This window comes from Streptomyces flavofungini (genome assembly GCF_014650815.1).
GTDB classification, from domain to species: domain Bacteria; phylum Actinomycetota; class Actinomycetes; order Streptomycetales; family Streptomycetaceae; genus Streptomyces; species Streptomyces flavofungini.
The window spans coordinates 1-16,242 of record NZ_BMVR01000034.1; the positions used below are offsets into that span (position 1 = coordinate 1).

The 16,242-nt window shown below is 72.9% G+C and carries 9 protein-coding genes; 7 read left to right on the forward strand and 2 right to left on the reverse strand.

What is annotated here, in order from left to right:
* Positions 1 to 7,268: type I polyketide synthase (locus tag IE274_RS38605; protein ID WP_190120625.1), on the forward strand; the 7,268-nt coding region annotated here is incomplete at its 5' end.
* Positions 7,269 to 7,471: 203 nt separating this feature from the next.
* On the opposite strand, the gene IE274_RS38610 is transcribed toward IE274_RS38605, so the two are convergent.
* Complete coding sequence (locus tag IE274_RS38610; RefSeq protein ID WP_198898077.1) at positions 7,472 to 9,073, reverse strand: ArnT family glycosyltransferase; 1,602 nt, start codon at positions 9,071 to 9,073, stop codon at positions 7,472 to 7,474.
* A 295-nt stretch (positions 9,074 to 9,368) separates the two neighbouring features.
* Between IE274_RS38610 and IE274_RS38615 the strand changes: the two genes are divergently transcribed.
* The 5 genes from IE274_RS38615 to IE274_RS38635 all read left to right on the forward strand — a co-directional run bounded on the left by IE274_RS38615 (position 9,369) and on the right by IE274_RS38635 (position 15,284).
* Positions 9,369 to 10,805 (forward strand): class I adenylate-forming enzyme family protein, encoded by a 1,437-nt coding sequence (locus IE274_RS38615; RefSeq protein ID WP_190120626.1) that lies wholly within the window; start codon positions 9,369 to 9,371, stop codon positions 10,803 to 10,805.
* A gap of 93 nt (positions 10,806 to 10,898) precedes the next feature.
* A complete protein-coding gene (locus IE274_RS38620; protein ID WP_190120627.1) occupies positions 10,899 to 11,852 on the forward strand; it encodes an ACP S-malonyltransferase in 954 nt (317 codons plus the stop codon).
* Positions 11,852 to 13,123, forward strand: coding sequence for a cytochrome P450 (locus IE274_RS38625; RefSeq protein WP_190120628.1), 1,272 nt, complete (start codon positions 11,852 to 11,854; stop codon positions 13,121 to 13,123). Before IE274_RS38620 ends, IE274_RS38625 begins: the two co-directional genes overlap by 1 nt.
* A 122-nt stretch (positions 13,124 to 13,245) precedes the next feature.
* Complete coding sequence (locus tag IE274_RS38630; protein ID WP_190120629.1) at positions 13,246 to 14,364, forward strand: agmatinase family protein; 1,119 nt, start codon at positions 13,246 to 13,248, stop codon at positions 14,362 to 14,364.
* Between the two features lie 170 nt (positions 14,365 to 14,534).
* Positions 14,535 to 15,284, forward strand: coding sequence for a thioesterase II family protein (locus IE274_RS38635; protein WP_190120630.1), 750 nt, complete (start codon positions 14,535 to 14,537; stop codon positions 15,282 to 15,284).
* Between the two features lie 165 nt (positions 15,285 to 15,449).
* Here the strand turns inward: IE274_RS38635 and IE274_RS38640 are convergent, their stop codons facing one another.
* Positions 15,450 to 15,650, reverse strand: coding sequence for a hypothetical protein (locus IE274_RS38640; RefSeq protein WP_190120631.1), 201 nt, complete (start codon positions 15,648 to 15,650; stop codon positions 15,450 to 15,452).
* A gap of 378 nt (positions 15,651 to 16,028) precedes the next feature.
* Here IE274_RS38640 and IE274_RS39945 point away from each other — a divergent pair.
* Positions 16,029 to 16,242 (forward strand): hypothetical protein (locus tag IE274_RS39945; RefSeq protein ID WP_229910114.1); only part of this gene is annotated, 214 nt, incomplete at its 3' end.

Below are 16,242 nucleotides of genomic sequence, written 5' to 3' on the forward strand. Positions count from 1 at the left end.
TCGTGCTGTTCTCGTCGGCTGCTGGTGTGCTGGGCAGTGCGGGGCAGGCCAACTACGCGGCCGCTAATGCCTTCTTGGACGCGCTGGCTCAGCACCGTCGTGCCCAGGGTCTTCCTGCGACGTCGCTCGCGTGGGGGCTGTGGGCGGACCAGGGTGGCATGGCCGGGGCGTTGGCGGACGAGGACATCGACCGGATGAACCGGGCCGGAGTCGCCGCCCTGTCCGCCGACGAGGGCCTCGCGCTCCTCGACGCCTCCCTCGCGGAGCCCGACGGCGCCCTCGTCCCGATGAAGCTCGACACCGACATCCTGAGGCAGCAGTTCGGCGCCGACGTGCCCCCGCTGTTCCGGAGCCTCATCCGCGCCCAGGTCCGCAAGGCCGTCACCGCGCAGGCGGGCGGCGCGGCGGCCAACGGCCAGGAACCCCTGGCCGACCGCCTCGCCGGACTCGACGCGGCGGACCGCGAACAGTTCCTCGTCGACCTCGTACGGGCCAACGTGGCCGCCGTCCTCGGCTACCCGTCGCCCGAATCCGTCGACGCCGCCAAGGCGTTCAAGGAACTCGGCTTCGACTCGCTGACCTCCGTCGAACTCCGCAACCGGCTCAACGGCGCCACCGCCCTGCGGCTGCCCGCGAGCCTCGTCTTCGACTACCCCACGCCCGTCGCCCTCGCCGCCCACCTGCGCACGGAACTCCTCGGCTCGCTCCCCGAGACCGCCGCCCCGAGCGCCACCAAGGGCCGGAAGGACACCCCGCGGGACGCGGCCGACGAGCCCATCGCCATCGTCGCGATGAGCTGCCGCTACCCCGGCGGCGTCCGCTCGCCCGAGGACCTGTGGCGCATGGTGGCCGCCGGTGCGGACGGACTGACCGGGTTCCCCGTCAACCGGGGCTGGGACGTCACCGCCCCCGCGGGCCTCGACGGCCCGGGCGCGGACGGCGACGACGGCCTGACGTACGTCACGACCGGCGCCTTCCTGCACGAAGCCGACGAGTTCGACCCGGACTTCTTCGGCATCAACCACCGTGAGGCCCTGGCCATGGACCCGCAGCAGCGGCTCCTCCTGGAGACCTCCTGGGAGGCCGTCGAACGCGCGGGCATCGTCCCGTCGACCGTGCGCGCCAGCGACACCGGCGTCTTCGTCGGCCTGTCGACGCAGGGCTACTCCACCACCCTCAACGGCGCCGAGGGCGTCGAGGGCTACGTCATGACCGGCGACGCGGCCAGCGTCGCCTCCGGCCGCCTCTCGTACTCCTTCGGCTTCGAGGGCCCGGCCGTCACGGTCGACACGGCCTGCTCGTCGTCCCTGGTCGCCCTGCACCTCGCCGTGCAGGCGCTGCGCCAGGGCGAGTGCGCGATGGCGCTCGCGGGCGGCGCGGCGGTCATGCCGACGCCCACCTCCTTCGCGGAGTTCAGCCGCCAGCGCGGCCTGGCCCCCGACGGCCGCTGCAAGTCCTTCGCCGCGGCCGCGGACGGCACCGGCTGGGGCGAGGGCGTGGGCATGCTCGTCCTGGAGCGCCTGTCCGACGCCCAGCGCAACGGCCACCAGGTCCTCGCGGTGGTCCGCGGCTCGGCGATCAACCAGGACGGCGCCAGCAACGGCCTGACCGCCCCCAACGGGCCGTCCCAGCAGCGCGTCATCCGCCAGGCCCTCGCCAACGCCCGCCTCACCCCCGCCGACGTCGACGCGGTCGAGGCCCACGGCACCGGCACCACGCTCGGCGACCCCATCGAGGCCCAGGCCCTCATCGCCACGTACGGAAAGGACCACACCGACGACCGGCCGCTGTGGCTCGGCTCGCTGAAGTCCAACATCGCCCACACCCAGGCCGCCGCCGGTGTCGGCGGCGTCATCAAGACGGTCATGGCGATGCGCCACGGCACCCTGCCGAAGACGCTGTACGTGGACGCCCCGACCCCCGAGGTCGACTGGTCCGGCGCGGGCGTCGAGCTCCTGACCGAGGCCCGTGACTGGCCCGGACGGGAGGACGGGGCGCCGCGCCGCGCGGGCGTGTCGTCGTTCGGCATCAGCGGGACGAACGCGCACGTGATCCTGGAGCAGGCTCCCGAGGAGGCCGCGGAAGCCGCCGGGTCCACGGCGACCGCCGGATCCACCGCCGCCCCGGCCCTCTCCGGGCCCCCCGTCATCCCCCTCGCCCTGTCCGCCAAGACCCCGGAGTCGCTCCCGGGCCAGGCCGCCCGCCTGCGGGAGCACCTCCTGGCGCACCCCGACCTCGAACTCGGCGACGTCGCCTGGTCGTTGGCGGTGGCGCGGCAGCGGTTCGAGCACCGGGGCGTCGTCGTCGGCGCGGACCGGGACGAACTGCTGGCCGGGCTCGCGGAGCTGGCCCAGGGCGACACCGCCGCGCGGAACGTGGTTGTGGGTCGCACGCTGGGCGGCACGGTCCGTCCGGTGTTCGTGTTCCCGGGGCAGGGGTCGCAGTGGGCCGGGATGGCGCGTGAACTCCTCGACTCCAGCCCGGTGTTCGCCGAGCGCATGCGGGAGTGCGGTGACGCGCTTTCCGAGTTCGTCGACTGGAACCTGTTCGACGAACTGAGCGGTGAGCGGTTCGACCGGGTGGATGTCGTCCAGCCGGTGCTGTTCGCCGTGATGGTGTCGCTGGCCGCCACCTGGCAGGCCGCCGGAGTCGAGCCCGCAGCCGTCGTCGGGCACAGCCAGGGCGAGATCGCCGCCGCGTGCGTCGCGGGCGTCCTCGGCCTGCGCGACGCCGCCCGCGTCGTGGCCCTGCGCAGCCAGGCCATCCGCGAGCTGTCCGGCAAGGGTGGCATGGTCTCCCTCGTCCTGCCGCAGGACGAGACCCGGACGCTCCTGGAGGCCTGGGACGGCCGCATCGAGATCGCCGCCGTCAACGGCCCCTCCCAAGTCGTGGTCTCCGGCGACCCCGAAGCCCTCGAAGAGCTGATCGCCGAGTGCGCCGCACGGGAACTCCGCGCCCGCGCCATCCCCGTCGACTACGCCTCCCACTCCTCGTACGTCGAGCAGATCGAGGCCCGCATCGACGAGGCGCTGGCCGAGGTGGCGCCGAGCGCCGCCCGGACCCCGCTGTACTCGACCCTCACCGGCGCCTGGCTGGACGCCGACACCCCGATGGACGCCGGGTACTGGTACCGCAACCTGCGCCACACCGTCCTCTTCGAGCAGGCCACCCGCGCCCTCCTCACCGAGGGCCACGGGCTGTTCCTGGAGATGAGCCCGCACCCGGTCCTCACCGTCCCGGTGCAGGAGACCATCGACGCCACCGCGCCCACCGGCGCGGTCGCGCTGGGCTCCCTGCGCCGCGACGAGGGCGGCCCCGACCAGCTGTACGCCGCCCTCGCCGCGGCACACGTCCACGGCGCCGAACTCGACTGGCGGGCCCTCCTGCCCGGCGAGCGCGCCGTCGTCGACCTGCCCACGTACGCCTTCCAGCGGCAGCGCTTCTGGCCCGCGCCCGCCGCGGCGGGCACCGGCGACGTCACCGCCGTCGGCATCGAGTCCGCCGGACACCCCCTGCTCGGCGCCAGCGTGGAACTCGCCGACGCCGATCAGTACCTGCTCACCGGACGGCTCACCCGCCGCACCCACCCCTGGCTCGCGGACCACGCGGTGGGCGACACCGTGCTGCTGCCCGGCACCGCGTACGTCGAGATGGCACTGCGCGCCGGGGACGAGGTCGGCTGCGGCCTCGTCGAGGAGCTGACCCTGCAGGCGCCGCTCGTCGTCGCCGAGGACGACACCGTCACGCTCCAGGTGTGGGTCGGCGCCCCCGACACCGCGGGGCGGCGCCCGCTCACCGTGTCCTCGCGGACCCAGGGCGCCACCGACACCCCGTGGACGCGGCACGCCACCGGCACCCTCGCCGACACGTCCGGCGCGCCCGCCCAGGAGGACGGGGCGCTGGCCGTGTGGCCGCCCGCGGGCGCCGAGGCGGTCGCCGTCGACGGGTTCTACGAGCGCCTCGCCGAGGGCGGGCTCGCCTACGGCCCGGCGTTCCAAGGGCTGCGCGCCGCCTGGCGGGACCCGGCGGGCGATGCCGTCTACGCCGAGGTCCACCTCCCCGAGGACGCGCACCGCGACGCCCGCGCGTTCGGCGTGCACCCGGCGCTCCTCGACGCCGCCCTGCACGCCGTCGCCCTCGCGCCCTTCGCGGAGGCCGACGGGGTGCGGCTGCCCTTCGCCTGGAGCGGCGTCACGCTGGCCGCGCAGGGCGCCACCGTCCTGCGGGTCCGGGTACGCCCCGACGGCACCGGGGGAGTGGCGCTCCTGTTCGCCGACGACAACGGCGCGCCGGTCGCCCGCGCCGACTCCCTCGAACTGCGCCCCGTCGCCCCCGGGCAACTGCGCGCGGCCTCTGGTGGCGGACACCGGGACGCCCTGTTCCACGTCGAGTGGACGCCGCTGCCCGCGGCCACGCCGGCCGACGTGGCGGGCACGACGTGGGCGACGGTCGGTCCCGACCCGCTGACGGCGGGCGCCGAACTCACGGCGTCCGGCGCGCAGATGGCGGCGTACGAGGACATCGACGCGCTGTACGCGGCCCTCGACGACGGCGCGGACGCACCGGACACGCTGCTCGTCTCCTTCACGGACGGGCCGGGCGCCGAGGGGCCGGACGGGACGGCGGACTCCCTGGACGCCGTGGCCACCGCCGAGCGTGCCCGCGCCGCCCTGGGCCGGGCCCTCGCCCTGCTCCAGACCTGGCAGGCCGACGCGCGCCTGTCCGCCACCCGGCTCGTCCTGGTGACGCGGGGCGCGGTGGCCGCCGACGGCGGCGACGTGCCGGACCTGGCGCACGCCCCGCTGTGGGGCCTGGCACGCTCGGCCCAGTCCGAGCAGGCCGGTGGCCCGGACGGGGCCGGGTGCGTGCTGTTCGACCTGGACGCGGCGTACGGCGTCGACGGCGCGGGCAGCCCGGCCGCCGAGGGCGACGCGGACGCCGAGGGCACGCCCGCCCGCCCGGCCGACCAGTCCGCCGCCGCCCTTCTCATCGCCGGACTCGCCCTGGACGAGCCGCAGTTGGCGGTGCGCGAGGGAGTGCTGCTCGCACCCCGGCTCGTGCCCGCCACGGCTCCGGCGACGACACCGGCCGTCGACGGCGGCGCCGACACCACCGAGGCCGGCGCCCCCGAGGGCACGGCGCCCACCGCGCCCCGCACCCCCGACCCCCACGGCACCGTCCTCATCACCGGCGCCACCGGCACCCTGGGCGCCCTCGTCGCCCGGCACCTGGTCACCGAGCACGGCGCCCGCCGACTGCTCCTGACCGGCCGCCGGGGCCCCGACGCGCCGGGCGCCGCCGAGCTGGTCGCCGAGCTCGAAGGGCTCGGCGCCGAGGCCCGCGTGGTCGCCTGCGACGTCGCGGACCGCGAGGCGCTGGCCGGGGTGCTCGCCGCGATCCCGGCGGCGCACCCGCTGACCGCCGTCGTGCACACCGCCGGAGTCCTGGACGACGCCCTCGTGGGGTCCCTGACGCCCGCGCGCCTGGACACGGTGCTCCGCCCCAAGCTGGACGCGGCACTGAACCTCGCCGAGCTGACGGCCAATCAGGACCTTGCGGAGTTCGTCCTGTTCTCCTCGGCCGCCGCCACCTTCGGCAGCCCCGGACAGGGCAACTACGCGGCGGCCAACGCCTTCCTCGACGCCTTCGCACACCATCTGCGCGCCCGGGGCATACCCGCCACGGCGCTCGCCTGGGGCCTGTGGGCCGAGAGCAGCGAGATGACCGGCCACCTCGACGAGGCGCGCCGCACCCGCATCTCACGCGGCGGTGTGCTGCCGCTGTCCTCGCGGGAGGGCGTCGAACTCTTCGACACCGCCCGCTCGTCCGGCGCCCCGCTGCTCCTTCCCGTACGCCTCGACACGGCGGCCCTGCGGGCGGGCGCGCGCCAGGGTGAGGCCGTGCCGCCGCTGCTGCGGCGCCTGGTGCGGGCCCAGGCCCGCCGGGCCGCCGCCGGGGCCGCGGCGTCGGAGGCGGAGGCTTTCGCGCGCCGCCTGGCCGCCGCGTCCGCCGACGAGCGCGCGAACCTCCTCATCGCCCTGGTGCGCGACCAGGCGGCGGCCGTACTCGGCCACGCCTCCGCCGACCGGGTCGAGGACGAACGCGGCTTCCTGGAGCTGGGCTTCGACTCCCTCACCGGCGTCGAACTGCGCAACCGCCTCATGACCGCCACCGGCCTGCGGCTCCCGGCCACCCTGGTCTTCCAGAACCGCACGCCGAGGGCCCTCGCCGACCGCCTCGCCGCCGACCTGGACCAGGCCGTGCCCGCGGGCCAGGACCCGGCGACCCCGCGCGAGCGGACCGCCGGACAGCCGCAGCACACCCGGACGGCCCCCGCCGCCCGGCAGCCCGCCGCGGCATCGACGGCCACCGCCGACGCGCACCGGGCCGAGGCCGTCCCGCGGCCCGTCGCCGCGCCCAGGCCCGCGACCGGTCTCGCCGAGCTGTACGACGAGGCCGCGCGGCAGGGCCGGGCCGACGACCTGATCCCGCTCCTGCGGACCATGGCGCAGTTCCGCGCCTCGTTCACGGGCGAGGGCGAACTCGACGTGCCGCGCGCCCCGTTCACGCTGGCGCGCGGCGAGGAGCCGGTCGGCGTGGTGCTGTTCACGTCGTACGTCGGCCGCTCCAGCGCCTACGACTACGCCCGCTTCGGCGCGTACTTCCGTGACCGGCGCGACGTCAGCGTCATCACCCACCCCGGCTTCCTGGAGGGCGAGTTGCTGCCCGCCGACAAGGAGGCACTGGTGCGGCTGCACGCCGACACCGTGCAGCGGCACACCGGCGGCAAGCCGTACGTCCTCGCCGGGCACTCCTCCGGCGGGCTCGTCGCGCACGCCGTGGCACGGGAGCTGGAGGAGCGCGGCGCCGGTCCTGCGGGCGTGGTCCTCGTGGACACGTACGTCGAGGAGAAGGCGCTCGGCGACATGGCCGCCGCCATGGGCAAGCAGCTCAGCGACCGCTACGACTCCGCACCGGACGCCGAGGGCGCGGCGGTGGACGCCGACGGTGACGACTGGGGCGACGCCTGGGTCACCGCCATGGCCCGCTACATGTTCCTCGGCCTGCTGCCCGACGCCATCCAGGCGCCGACGCTCCTGGTCCGGGCGAGCGAGCCCCTCATGGAGTGGACTCAGGAGTACGACTGGCGGCCGTCCTGGAAGCTGGAGCACACCGCGGTGGACGTGCCCGGCACGCACTTCACGGTGATGGAGGAGCACTCCGCCACCACGGCCCGCGCCGTCGAGGCGTGGCTGGACCGCCTCTGACCCAGCGGCACCACGGCCCCGTCCCCGCACAGCGCGGGGGCGGGGCCGTCGGCGTACCCCCGCCAAGGCGTACGAGAAGGCGTACGAGTCGGCGTGCACCCGTCAAGGCGTACGCGCCACCCGTCAAGGCGTACGTGCCACCCGCACGAAGAAGGCCCGCCCCCGGCTTCCTCCGCGGGGGCGGGCCTTCGCTCGGCGAGGTCTCAGGACAAGTGGCCGTAGTCCGGCCAGATCTTGGACCAGGGCTTGGTGCGGCCCTCCAGAATCCACACCGGGACGCCGTCGACGAAGCTCTCGCCGGGGCCGCCCGCGGCCGTCGCGGCCTTGCGCACCTTCTTGAAGTACGGCTTGAGCTTGGCGACGTCGGAGCCCACGTACAGGACCGGGCCCGAGGAGTCGGCCGGCGCGCCGAAGTACCAGTAGCCGCGGTGGCCGCTGTAGGCGGGCGGCAGGTCGCGGTCGGGGCCGAAGTGATCGACGGCGCCCGCCTCCTGGTAGTACTGCGTGACCACCACGGCCCGCTCCCGCTCGGCGGCGGGCAGTGCCTTGTTGGCCTTGTCGACCGCGTCGATGAGGTGCGGCCAGCGCAGCGTCTCGGCGGTCATCGGGTTGTTCTTCGGCTGCTCGGTCTTCGTCACCTGCGACACCGGATACACCGGCAGCGAGAGCGCCACGCACACCAGCGCCGTCAGGGCCACCACCGGCCACGCGGCCAGCCACCGCCACCAGCGGGCCCCGCCACCGCGCGCCAGCTCCACCGCGCCCGCCGCCCACAGCGGCGCGAAGGCGCCCACGACGTACGCGGGACGGCCGCCGGTGACCAGGAACACGGCCGTCAGACCGAGGAACGCCCAGCCCAGGAAGCGGTACGGCGCGAACTGCGGCGCCCGCAGGAGGCGGACCAGGCCGTAGACCAGGACGACGGTGAACACGCCGCCGGACAGGACGATCAGGTACGGCAGGAAGCCCGCGCGGCCGCCGAGTATGCCCTCGTCGGCGAGGACCTGGGACATCTCCATCTGCGGCCAGTCGTTCTGCGCCTGCCAGATCAGCCCCGGCACCGACGTGACGGCCGCGACCGCCGCACCCAGCCACAGCGGCTTGCGGCGCAGCAGCTCGCGCGGTCCGACCACGAACAGGCACACGGCGAGCACGGCCCAGAAGCCGACGATCAGATACTTGCCCTGCAGCGCCAGGGCCGTCGCAAGCCCCGCGAACAGCAGCAGCCGGTCCTCGCGGGTGCGCACCCAGCGGATCAGGAGCCAGTTCAGAGCCGTCCACAGGAACAGGTCGAGCGCCATCGTCGACAGCGCGTGCCCGCTGATCAGGACGGCGGGCGCGAAGCCGTAGGCGGCCGTCGTGAGCAGCTGCGCACGGCGCTCCCCGCCGAACTCGCGGGCGATGAGGGCGGCGACGAGGGCGCCCGCCACCGTGAGCAGCACCGGCAGCAGCCGCAGCGCGAACAGCGAGCCGCCGGTCACCGCGTCGATGCCGTGGGCGAGCAGCGGCAGCAGCACCGGCTGGTCCGCGAACCCCCAGTCCAGGTGCTTCCCGGCGCCGAGGAAGTACAGCTCGTCGCCCTGGAAGCCGTACCGCGTGCTGACCAGGAGCAGCGCGAGACCGGACGCGCCCGCGACCGCGCCCACCCAGCGTCCGGCGAACGGCGGCGGCGTGCCGGTGCCCACCTCCGCGCCGTCCTGCCGCCCCGTATTTTCCGTCTCGGGTTCCGACGACGTCTGCTGGTCTTTAATATCCTGTTCGTGTTCCTGTTCCGGTACTTGACCGGTCTCTGTCCGAACTCCCACCGGGACCTCCGCGGCTTATGCGGTACATGGCGTAATCACCGTCGAAGGTAGCGCCTGGCACGTCCCGTCAGCTTGCCCCTGCAACCGGCAAGTTGGCTGCTCAGGGGGGGCTAGGGGGAAGATAGGGGTTCTGCTGCTCAGGCACGCTGAATAGCTTCTACCGTAGGTCCTCGGAGACTTGACTCCGCGCGGAGTCGACCGGGGCGCAATGAATGCTCGACCTTATCGTGCCTATCGAGCCCATCGTGCCTATCGAGCCCGATGATTCTCAGATCTGGGAAAGGGGGCGGCTTTGATGACACCTCACATATTCACCGGGGATTCGGCGCGGACCTTCGCCGAATTCGAGCAGGACACCTTGCGGGTCGCGATGGTCCTGCGCGCGGAGGGCATCCGGCCGGGAGACCGGGTGCTGCTCAAGGCCGGGAACTCGGCCGCCTGGCTGAACGCGTTCTTCGCGCTGATGCACGTCGGCGCCTCCATCGTCCTCGTCGACCAGCAGGAGCACGCGCGCGAGACCGGCCGCATCGTCGAGCGCACCCGCGCCCGGCTGTGCCTGTACGACGACGACGCCCCCGTACCCGCGGAGACGCGCGACGCCGTCTACCTGTACAAGCTGCTCGTCGAGGCGTCCGGCCTGGTCCCCACCGAGCCGGCCCTGGACTTCGACGCCTGGTGCGCCCTGCCCGACGGCCTGATCATGTGGTCCTCCGGCTCCACCGGCACCCCCAAGGGCGTCGTGAAGAACGGCGGCCGCTTCCTGGAGAACCTGCGGCGCAACGCCGACCACATGGGCCACGGCCCCGGCGACGTGCTGCTTCCGCTGCTGCCCTTCGCGCACCAGTACGGCCTGTCGATGGTCCTCATCTCCTGGCTCGCCAAGTGCTCCCTCGTCGTCGCGCCCCACCGGCGCCTCGACCGGGCCCTGCTCATGGCCGGGCAGTGCGGCGTCACCGTCATCGACGCCACCCCGGCCACGTACCGCAGCATGCTCAACCTCGCCCAGCGCCAGTCCGACGTGCGCGCCGCCCTGGGAGGCGTCCGCATGTTCTGCAGCGGCGCGGCCCCCCTCGACCCGGCCCTCTCCGACGCCTACGTCGACGCCTTCGGGCAGCCGCTGCTCGACAGCTACGGCAGCACCGAGCTCGGCAACATCGCCTTCGCCACCATCGACAACCCGGTCGCCTGCGGCCGTGTCATGAACGGCCTGCGCCTGACGGTGCAGGACGACGACGGCAACGCGCTCGCCGCCGGGGAGATGGGCGAGCTCGTCGTCAACACCCCCGACATGATGGCCGGTTACCTCGCCGAGGACGGCACCGTCGCCCCCGTCGACCAGGGCTGGTACCGCACCGGCGACCTCGGTCACGTCGACGCCGACGGCAACCTCTTCGTCGCGGGCCGCAAACTCGCCGTGCACCGCATGGGCTACACCCTCTACCCGGAGATCATCGAGCGGAGGGCCGCCGCTGCGGGCTGCGCCGTCAAGGTGATCGCCCTGCCGGACGACGCGCGCGGCTCCGAACTCGTCTTCTTCGTCGAGGACGCGAGCGGCCGGGACGCCGCCGAGTGGCGCGGCCGCATCAAGGACGCGCTGCCCTCGTACGAGCACCCCAACCGGGTCGTCGTCATCGACAGCTTCCCCCTCAACCGCAACGGCAAGCCCGACCGCCGCGCGCTCGAGCAGCGGGCGGCCGAGCGGACCACGGCGGAACTCGCCACCTCGGCCTGAGCCCCGCACGGCCATCCGGACCCGGGCCGGGCCGCAGCTCAACCAGCCATACCAGCCACACCAGCTAGACCAGGCAGACCAGACAGAGCGGACATGATGACGACCGACCAGGCACGCAGCGCCGTGGTGTTTCCGGGCATGGGCCCCTCGCGCTTCACCGACGTGGGCAAGTTCATGATGATCGACCCCTTCGTGCGCAAGCGCCTCGCCGCCGCCGACGACGCACTGGGGCGCTCGGTCCTGGACGAATTCCGCACCGCGGGAACGGACTTCGGCGCGTTCGCCCAGGTCGCCTTCTTCATCAACTCGGTGGCCCTGGCCGACCGGGCCGTCGAGACCCAGGGCCTCGCCCCGGACGTCTGCGTCGGCTTCAGCTTCGGCCAGAAGGCCGCGACCGCGTTCAGCGGGGCGCTGCCGTTCGCCGAGGCCGTCCGCCTCACCCATGAACTCGCCCTGTGCGAGCAGCGGTTCTTCGAGGAGGAGCACCAGGACCTGGTGACGCTCACCATCACCCGGGTCCCCGCGGCGGCGCTCGCCGAAGTCCTCGGGGAGCTGGCCGAGCGCGGCGAGTTCCACGAGGTCTCCGGCCACCTCGACGAGGGCATGCACATGGTCACGATGCGCGAACAGGTCCTGGAGCCCTTCCAGCGCCGCATCAGCGCGATCGGCGGCTATTCGCTGTACTCGATGAAGCCGCCCGCGCACTGCCGCGTCCTCACCGGACTGCGGGCCCGCGTCGAGGAGGAGGTCCTCGCCGAGTTCGACGTCGCCGACCCCGAACTGCCGCTGGTCGCCGACCACGACGGTGCCCTGATCACGCGCGCCGACCAACTGCGCACCCTGCTTCTCGACACCTTCGACCACCCGGTCCGCTGGCACCCGGTCGTGGACACCCTGCGCGGCATGGACGTGCGCACGGTCTACGTCACCGGCCCGGACCGGCTCATCCACCGCCTCGACGTCACCACCCGCGCCTTCGACGTGGTGGCACTGGGACCGGAGCAGGCCCTCCGGCCCGCCAGGCCCGCCTCTCGCAAGGAGCAGTGATGGCCACGCTCATGGACAGCAAGTCGGCCGGGTTCAAGTTCAGCGCCAAGCTCGGCGCGACCCGTGCGATCCTGCGCGCCTTCGGCGTGTTCGGCGACCCGTTCACCCGCCTGCTGCAGGGCCAGGAGGACCCGTACCCGCTGTATGCGAAGGTACGGCAGCGGGGCCCCGTGCACCGCAGCCACCTGGGCACCTGGGTCACCGGCAGCCACGAGCTCGGCAGCCGGATCCTGCGGGACCGCACCCTGTTCCTCAACCGCGAGCAGGGCGGCGTGCCCGGCCACGAGATGATGGCCGAGATCCCCTGGAACAGCTCCATCCTCGGCCTCGACCCGCCCGACCACACCCGCCTCCGCCGTCTCGCGCAGCCCGCCTTCGGTCCCCGGATGATCAGCAAGTACCGGGTCCAGGTGGAGAAGCTCTGCAACGGCCTGCTCGACGAGTTGTCCGCCCGCGACGGCTTCGACCTCATCGAGGACTTCGCCGGGCCCCTGCCGCTCCTGGTGATCGGGGAGCTCCTCGGCGTCCCCGAGGAGTACCACGACCGGTTCATCCGCGCCGGGCGCAAGGTCGGGCCCGTCATCGACGGCGTCAAGTCCCTGAAGATGGCACGGGACTTCCGCGGCGCCGTCGACGACCTCGACCAGGTCTTCACCGAGCTGATCGAACTGCGCGCCAAGGACCCCGGTGACGACCTCATCAGCCGCCTCACCGTGGCCAACGAAGAGGGCAAGCTCAGCACGGAGGAACTCCTCGCCTTCTGTACGGTCCTCGCCGTCACCGGCTTCGAGACCACCACCAACCTCATCGGCAACGCCGTCCTCGCGATGACCGGCGACCGCGCCCAGTGGGACCTGCTGCGTGAGGACCCCGACCTGGCGCCGCGCGCCGTCGAGGAGACCCTGCGCTACGACTCGCCCGCCCTCCAGGCCCAGCGCGTCCCGCACGGCGACATCGCGCTCGCGGGTCACCACATCCGGGCCAACAGCTCCGTGGTCGTCCTCATCGGCGCCGCCAACCGCGACCCCGAGGTGTACGACGACCCGGACCGCTTCGACCTCACCCGCGAGAACCCGGCCGAGCACCTGTCGTTCTCCGGCGGCATCCACTACTGCATCGGCGCCCCGCTGGCCCGCATGGAGGGCGAGACCGCGCTGCGCGTCCTCGCCGAACGGCTGCCGGACCTGCGCGTCGCCGGGCCCGTGGTGCGCCGCAGTTCGCCGGTGATCAGCGGCTGTACCCGGCTGCCCGTGAGCGGCAAGCCCGGGTGAGACCGGTCGCTGGTGCCTCCTGGTGAGCACCCCCCGGTGAGAGACGACCACCCGCAGCACCGGCGGGCCACGCCCACGGGCGCCGCCCCGCCGGGTACGAACCCGCGTATCCGAGGAGAGAGATGAGCGAGACACCCGAGTCCGAGGCCTGGCGGCGGGAGGTCGATCGCTCCACCTTCCCGCGGCGCGACCCCGGCCCCATCGACCTGCGCCGCTACTACGTCCAGCCGTCCTACTCGGGCGTGCCCACCTTCATGGGCGTCCCCCTCGCCCTCAACCAGGAGGACCTGCGCGCGGGCGGCGTGGACGTGGCCGTGGTGGGCTGCCCCGTGGACGTCTCCAGCGGACACCGCGGCGCCGCCTACGGCCCGCGCGCCATCCGCGCCGACGAGCGCTACCTGTACGCCACGCCCGAGGGCTTCGTGCACTCCGCGACCCGCGTCAACCCGTTCAACGTCCTCAAGGTCGTCGACTACGGCGACGCGGCCGTCGACCCCTTCGACATCACCCGGTCCATGGAGCCCATCCGCGGCCTGGTCCGCGAGATCGCCGAGGTCGGGGCGCGGCCCGTCGTGCTCGGCGGCGACCACTCGCTGCTGTGGCCGAGCGTCGGCGCGCTCTCCGAGGTGCACGGGCGCGGCTCCATCGCCGTCATCCACTTCGACGCGCACCCCGACTGCCACGAGGAGCTGTTCGGGCACCGCGCCACCCACACCACGCCGATCCGCCGTCTCATCGACGAGGAGATGGTGCCGGGGCCGAACATCATCCAGGTCGGCATCCGCACCATCTCCGGCCCGGACGACCAGCTCTTCAACTGGATGCGGCGGGCCGGGATGCGCTCGCACTTCATGGCGGAGATCGAGCGCATCGGCTTCCCGGCGGTCATCGACAAGGTCATCGAGGAGGCCCGCGCGGTCGCCGACCACGTCTATCTGTCCCTGGACATCGACGTCCTCGACCCCGCGTACGCCCCTGGCACCGGCACCCCCGAGCCCGCCGGGCTCAACACCCGCGAACTGTTCATGGCCCTGCGCCGGATCGCCCACGAGACCGACCTGATCGGCATGGACGTGGTCGAGGTCGCCCCGCACCTGGACGCGGGCTACTCCACCGCCATGAACGCCCGCAGGGCCGTCTTCGAGGCCCTGACCGGCCTGGCGCTGAACCGCATCAAGATCTCCAGCAAGAACTACGCGAACCCGATCGTGGCCGGTGAAGTCCGCTTCCCGCTGCGCTGAGGTCGGATGAAGTCCGGGCGCGCACGGCGCGTACCGCGCACGCGCCGAAGGCGGGCCACGGCCCGCCTTCGGCCTGTTTGCCTGCCCCTTTCAGCGACCCCGCTCTCAGCAGTCCCGTTCCGAGCAGTCTTTTCAGCAGTCCCGCCGACGACCATGGATGGAACCCCGTCATGACGACCGCCGCCTCCGCCGACCTGTGGGTCCGCAGCTATCACCCGGCCCCCGACGCCACCGCCCGACTGGTCTGCTTCCCGCACGCGGGCGGCTCGGCCAGCTTCTACTTCCCCGTCTCGGCCGCCCTGAGCACCGTCGCCGACGTCGTCGCCGTGCAGTACCCGGGCCGCCAGGACCGCCACACGGAGAAGGGCATCGAGTCCATCGCCGAGCTGGCCGACCGGGCCGCGGACGCCCTGCGGAGCCACGACGACTCGCTGCCGCTGACCTTCTTCGGCCACAGCATGGGCGCCGTGCTCGCCTTCGAGGTGGCCCGCCGCCTGGAGCGGGACGGCCGCGCCCCGGTGCACGTCTTCGCCTCCGGCCGCCGCGCCCCCTCCAGCCACCGCCCGGAGAACGTCCACCAGCGCGACGACGACGGCGTCATCGCCGAGATGCGCAAGCTCAGCGGCACCGACCCGCGGGTCCTCGGCGACGACGAGGTGCTGCGCATGGTGCTGCCCGCCATCCGCAGCGACTACACCGCCATCGAGACCTACCGCGCCGAACCCGGCGCGCAGATCGGCAGCCCCATCACCGTCCTGGTCGGCGACGACGACCCGCGCACCACCCTCGACGAGGCCCGCGCCTGGGAGCCGCACACCCTGGGCACCTTCGACATGAAGGTGTTCCCCGGCGGCCACTTCTACCTGACCGACCACGCCCAGGAAGTCATCGCCGTCCTGAAAGCGCATTTCACGTCGTAAAACGCCACTTGGCGGGTCGTTCGTCGCATGCTCTGCGACGAACGACCCGCCAAGTCGTTTCATACATGAAGAAACCCGGTGGCCAGTTACGGGGGAGAACCGGCCACCGGGAGCTTGGCCCCTGCGGCAGCAGGGGAGAGAAATACACCCGGGGGAGGGGGGATTTCAGTTGTGTACGGACTTACGGGTACGTGAACTCGCGCAGAACGCAAGGATGACGAGACCGACCACGCCGATCGCCAGGCCCACCCACGAGGGGCTGTCGTCACCCAGGAGTGCCGTGACACCGAATTTTGTGTCCCAAATACGCTCGGTCAGGAATGAACCGAATCCCTGAACCGCCAGGACGATGCCGACCCACAGCATGTCGCTCCTCAAATGATCTGTTCGGGTGAGCAGTCTTGTTGCTTCTTGCGCCGCGCCCCGGCCGGTGGTGTTCCTGCCGGGCTGCCAACAAGACTTATTCAACCGCTTGACGCGGGGGGCCAGGCAGAGGGAAACGTTGCTATCCCTACCGACGAAAGTAGTGACCGGCCGTGGCGTTCCCCCTCTCGTGGACCTGGTGTGCCGGGGGCGGAAGGTGCACGGCTCCCGCCCCGCAGGCGTTGGCCAGGGGTCGCGAAAGCCGCTAAGAGGGCACTGAAGTCGCAGGTCAGGGCCGTGGGTAGGGCCTAGCGTCAGTACGCATTAAGCTCTGGACGACCCACAGAGCGCGAAGCCGACATGTACGGGGGTGGGCTTGTCGTGCAATCAGCCAGGACGTCCGGAGAAAAGTCCGACGACGAGTCCGGCAAGCCATCCGTTTTCCGCCCTACGGCGACCGACATCACCCTGCTGACCGCCCTGGTCGTCCTCAACGTCTTTGTGGCCGTCTGGAACGAAACCCACCAGGAGGGCCACCCCCGGTTTGGTCCGTGGGCGGGGTTGGGGTTGCAGGTGGTTGTGGTGGTGGTGTTGG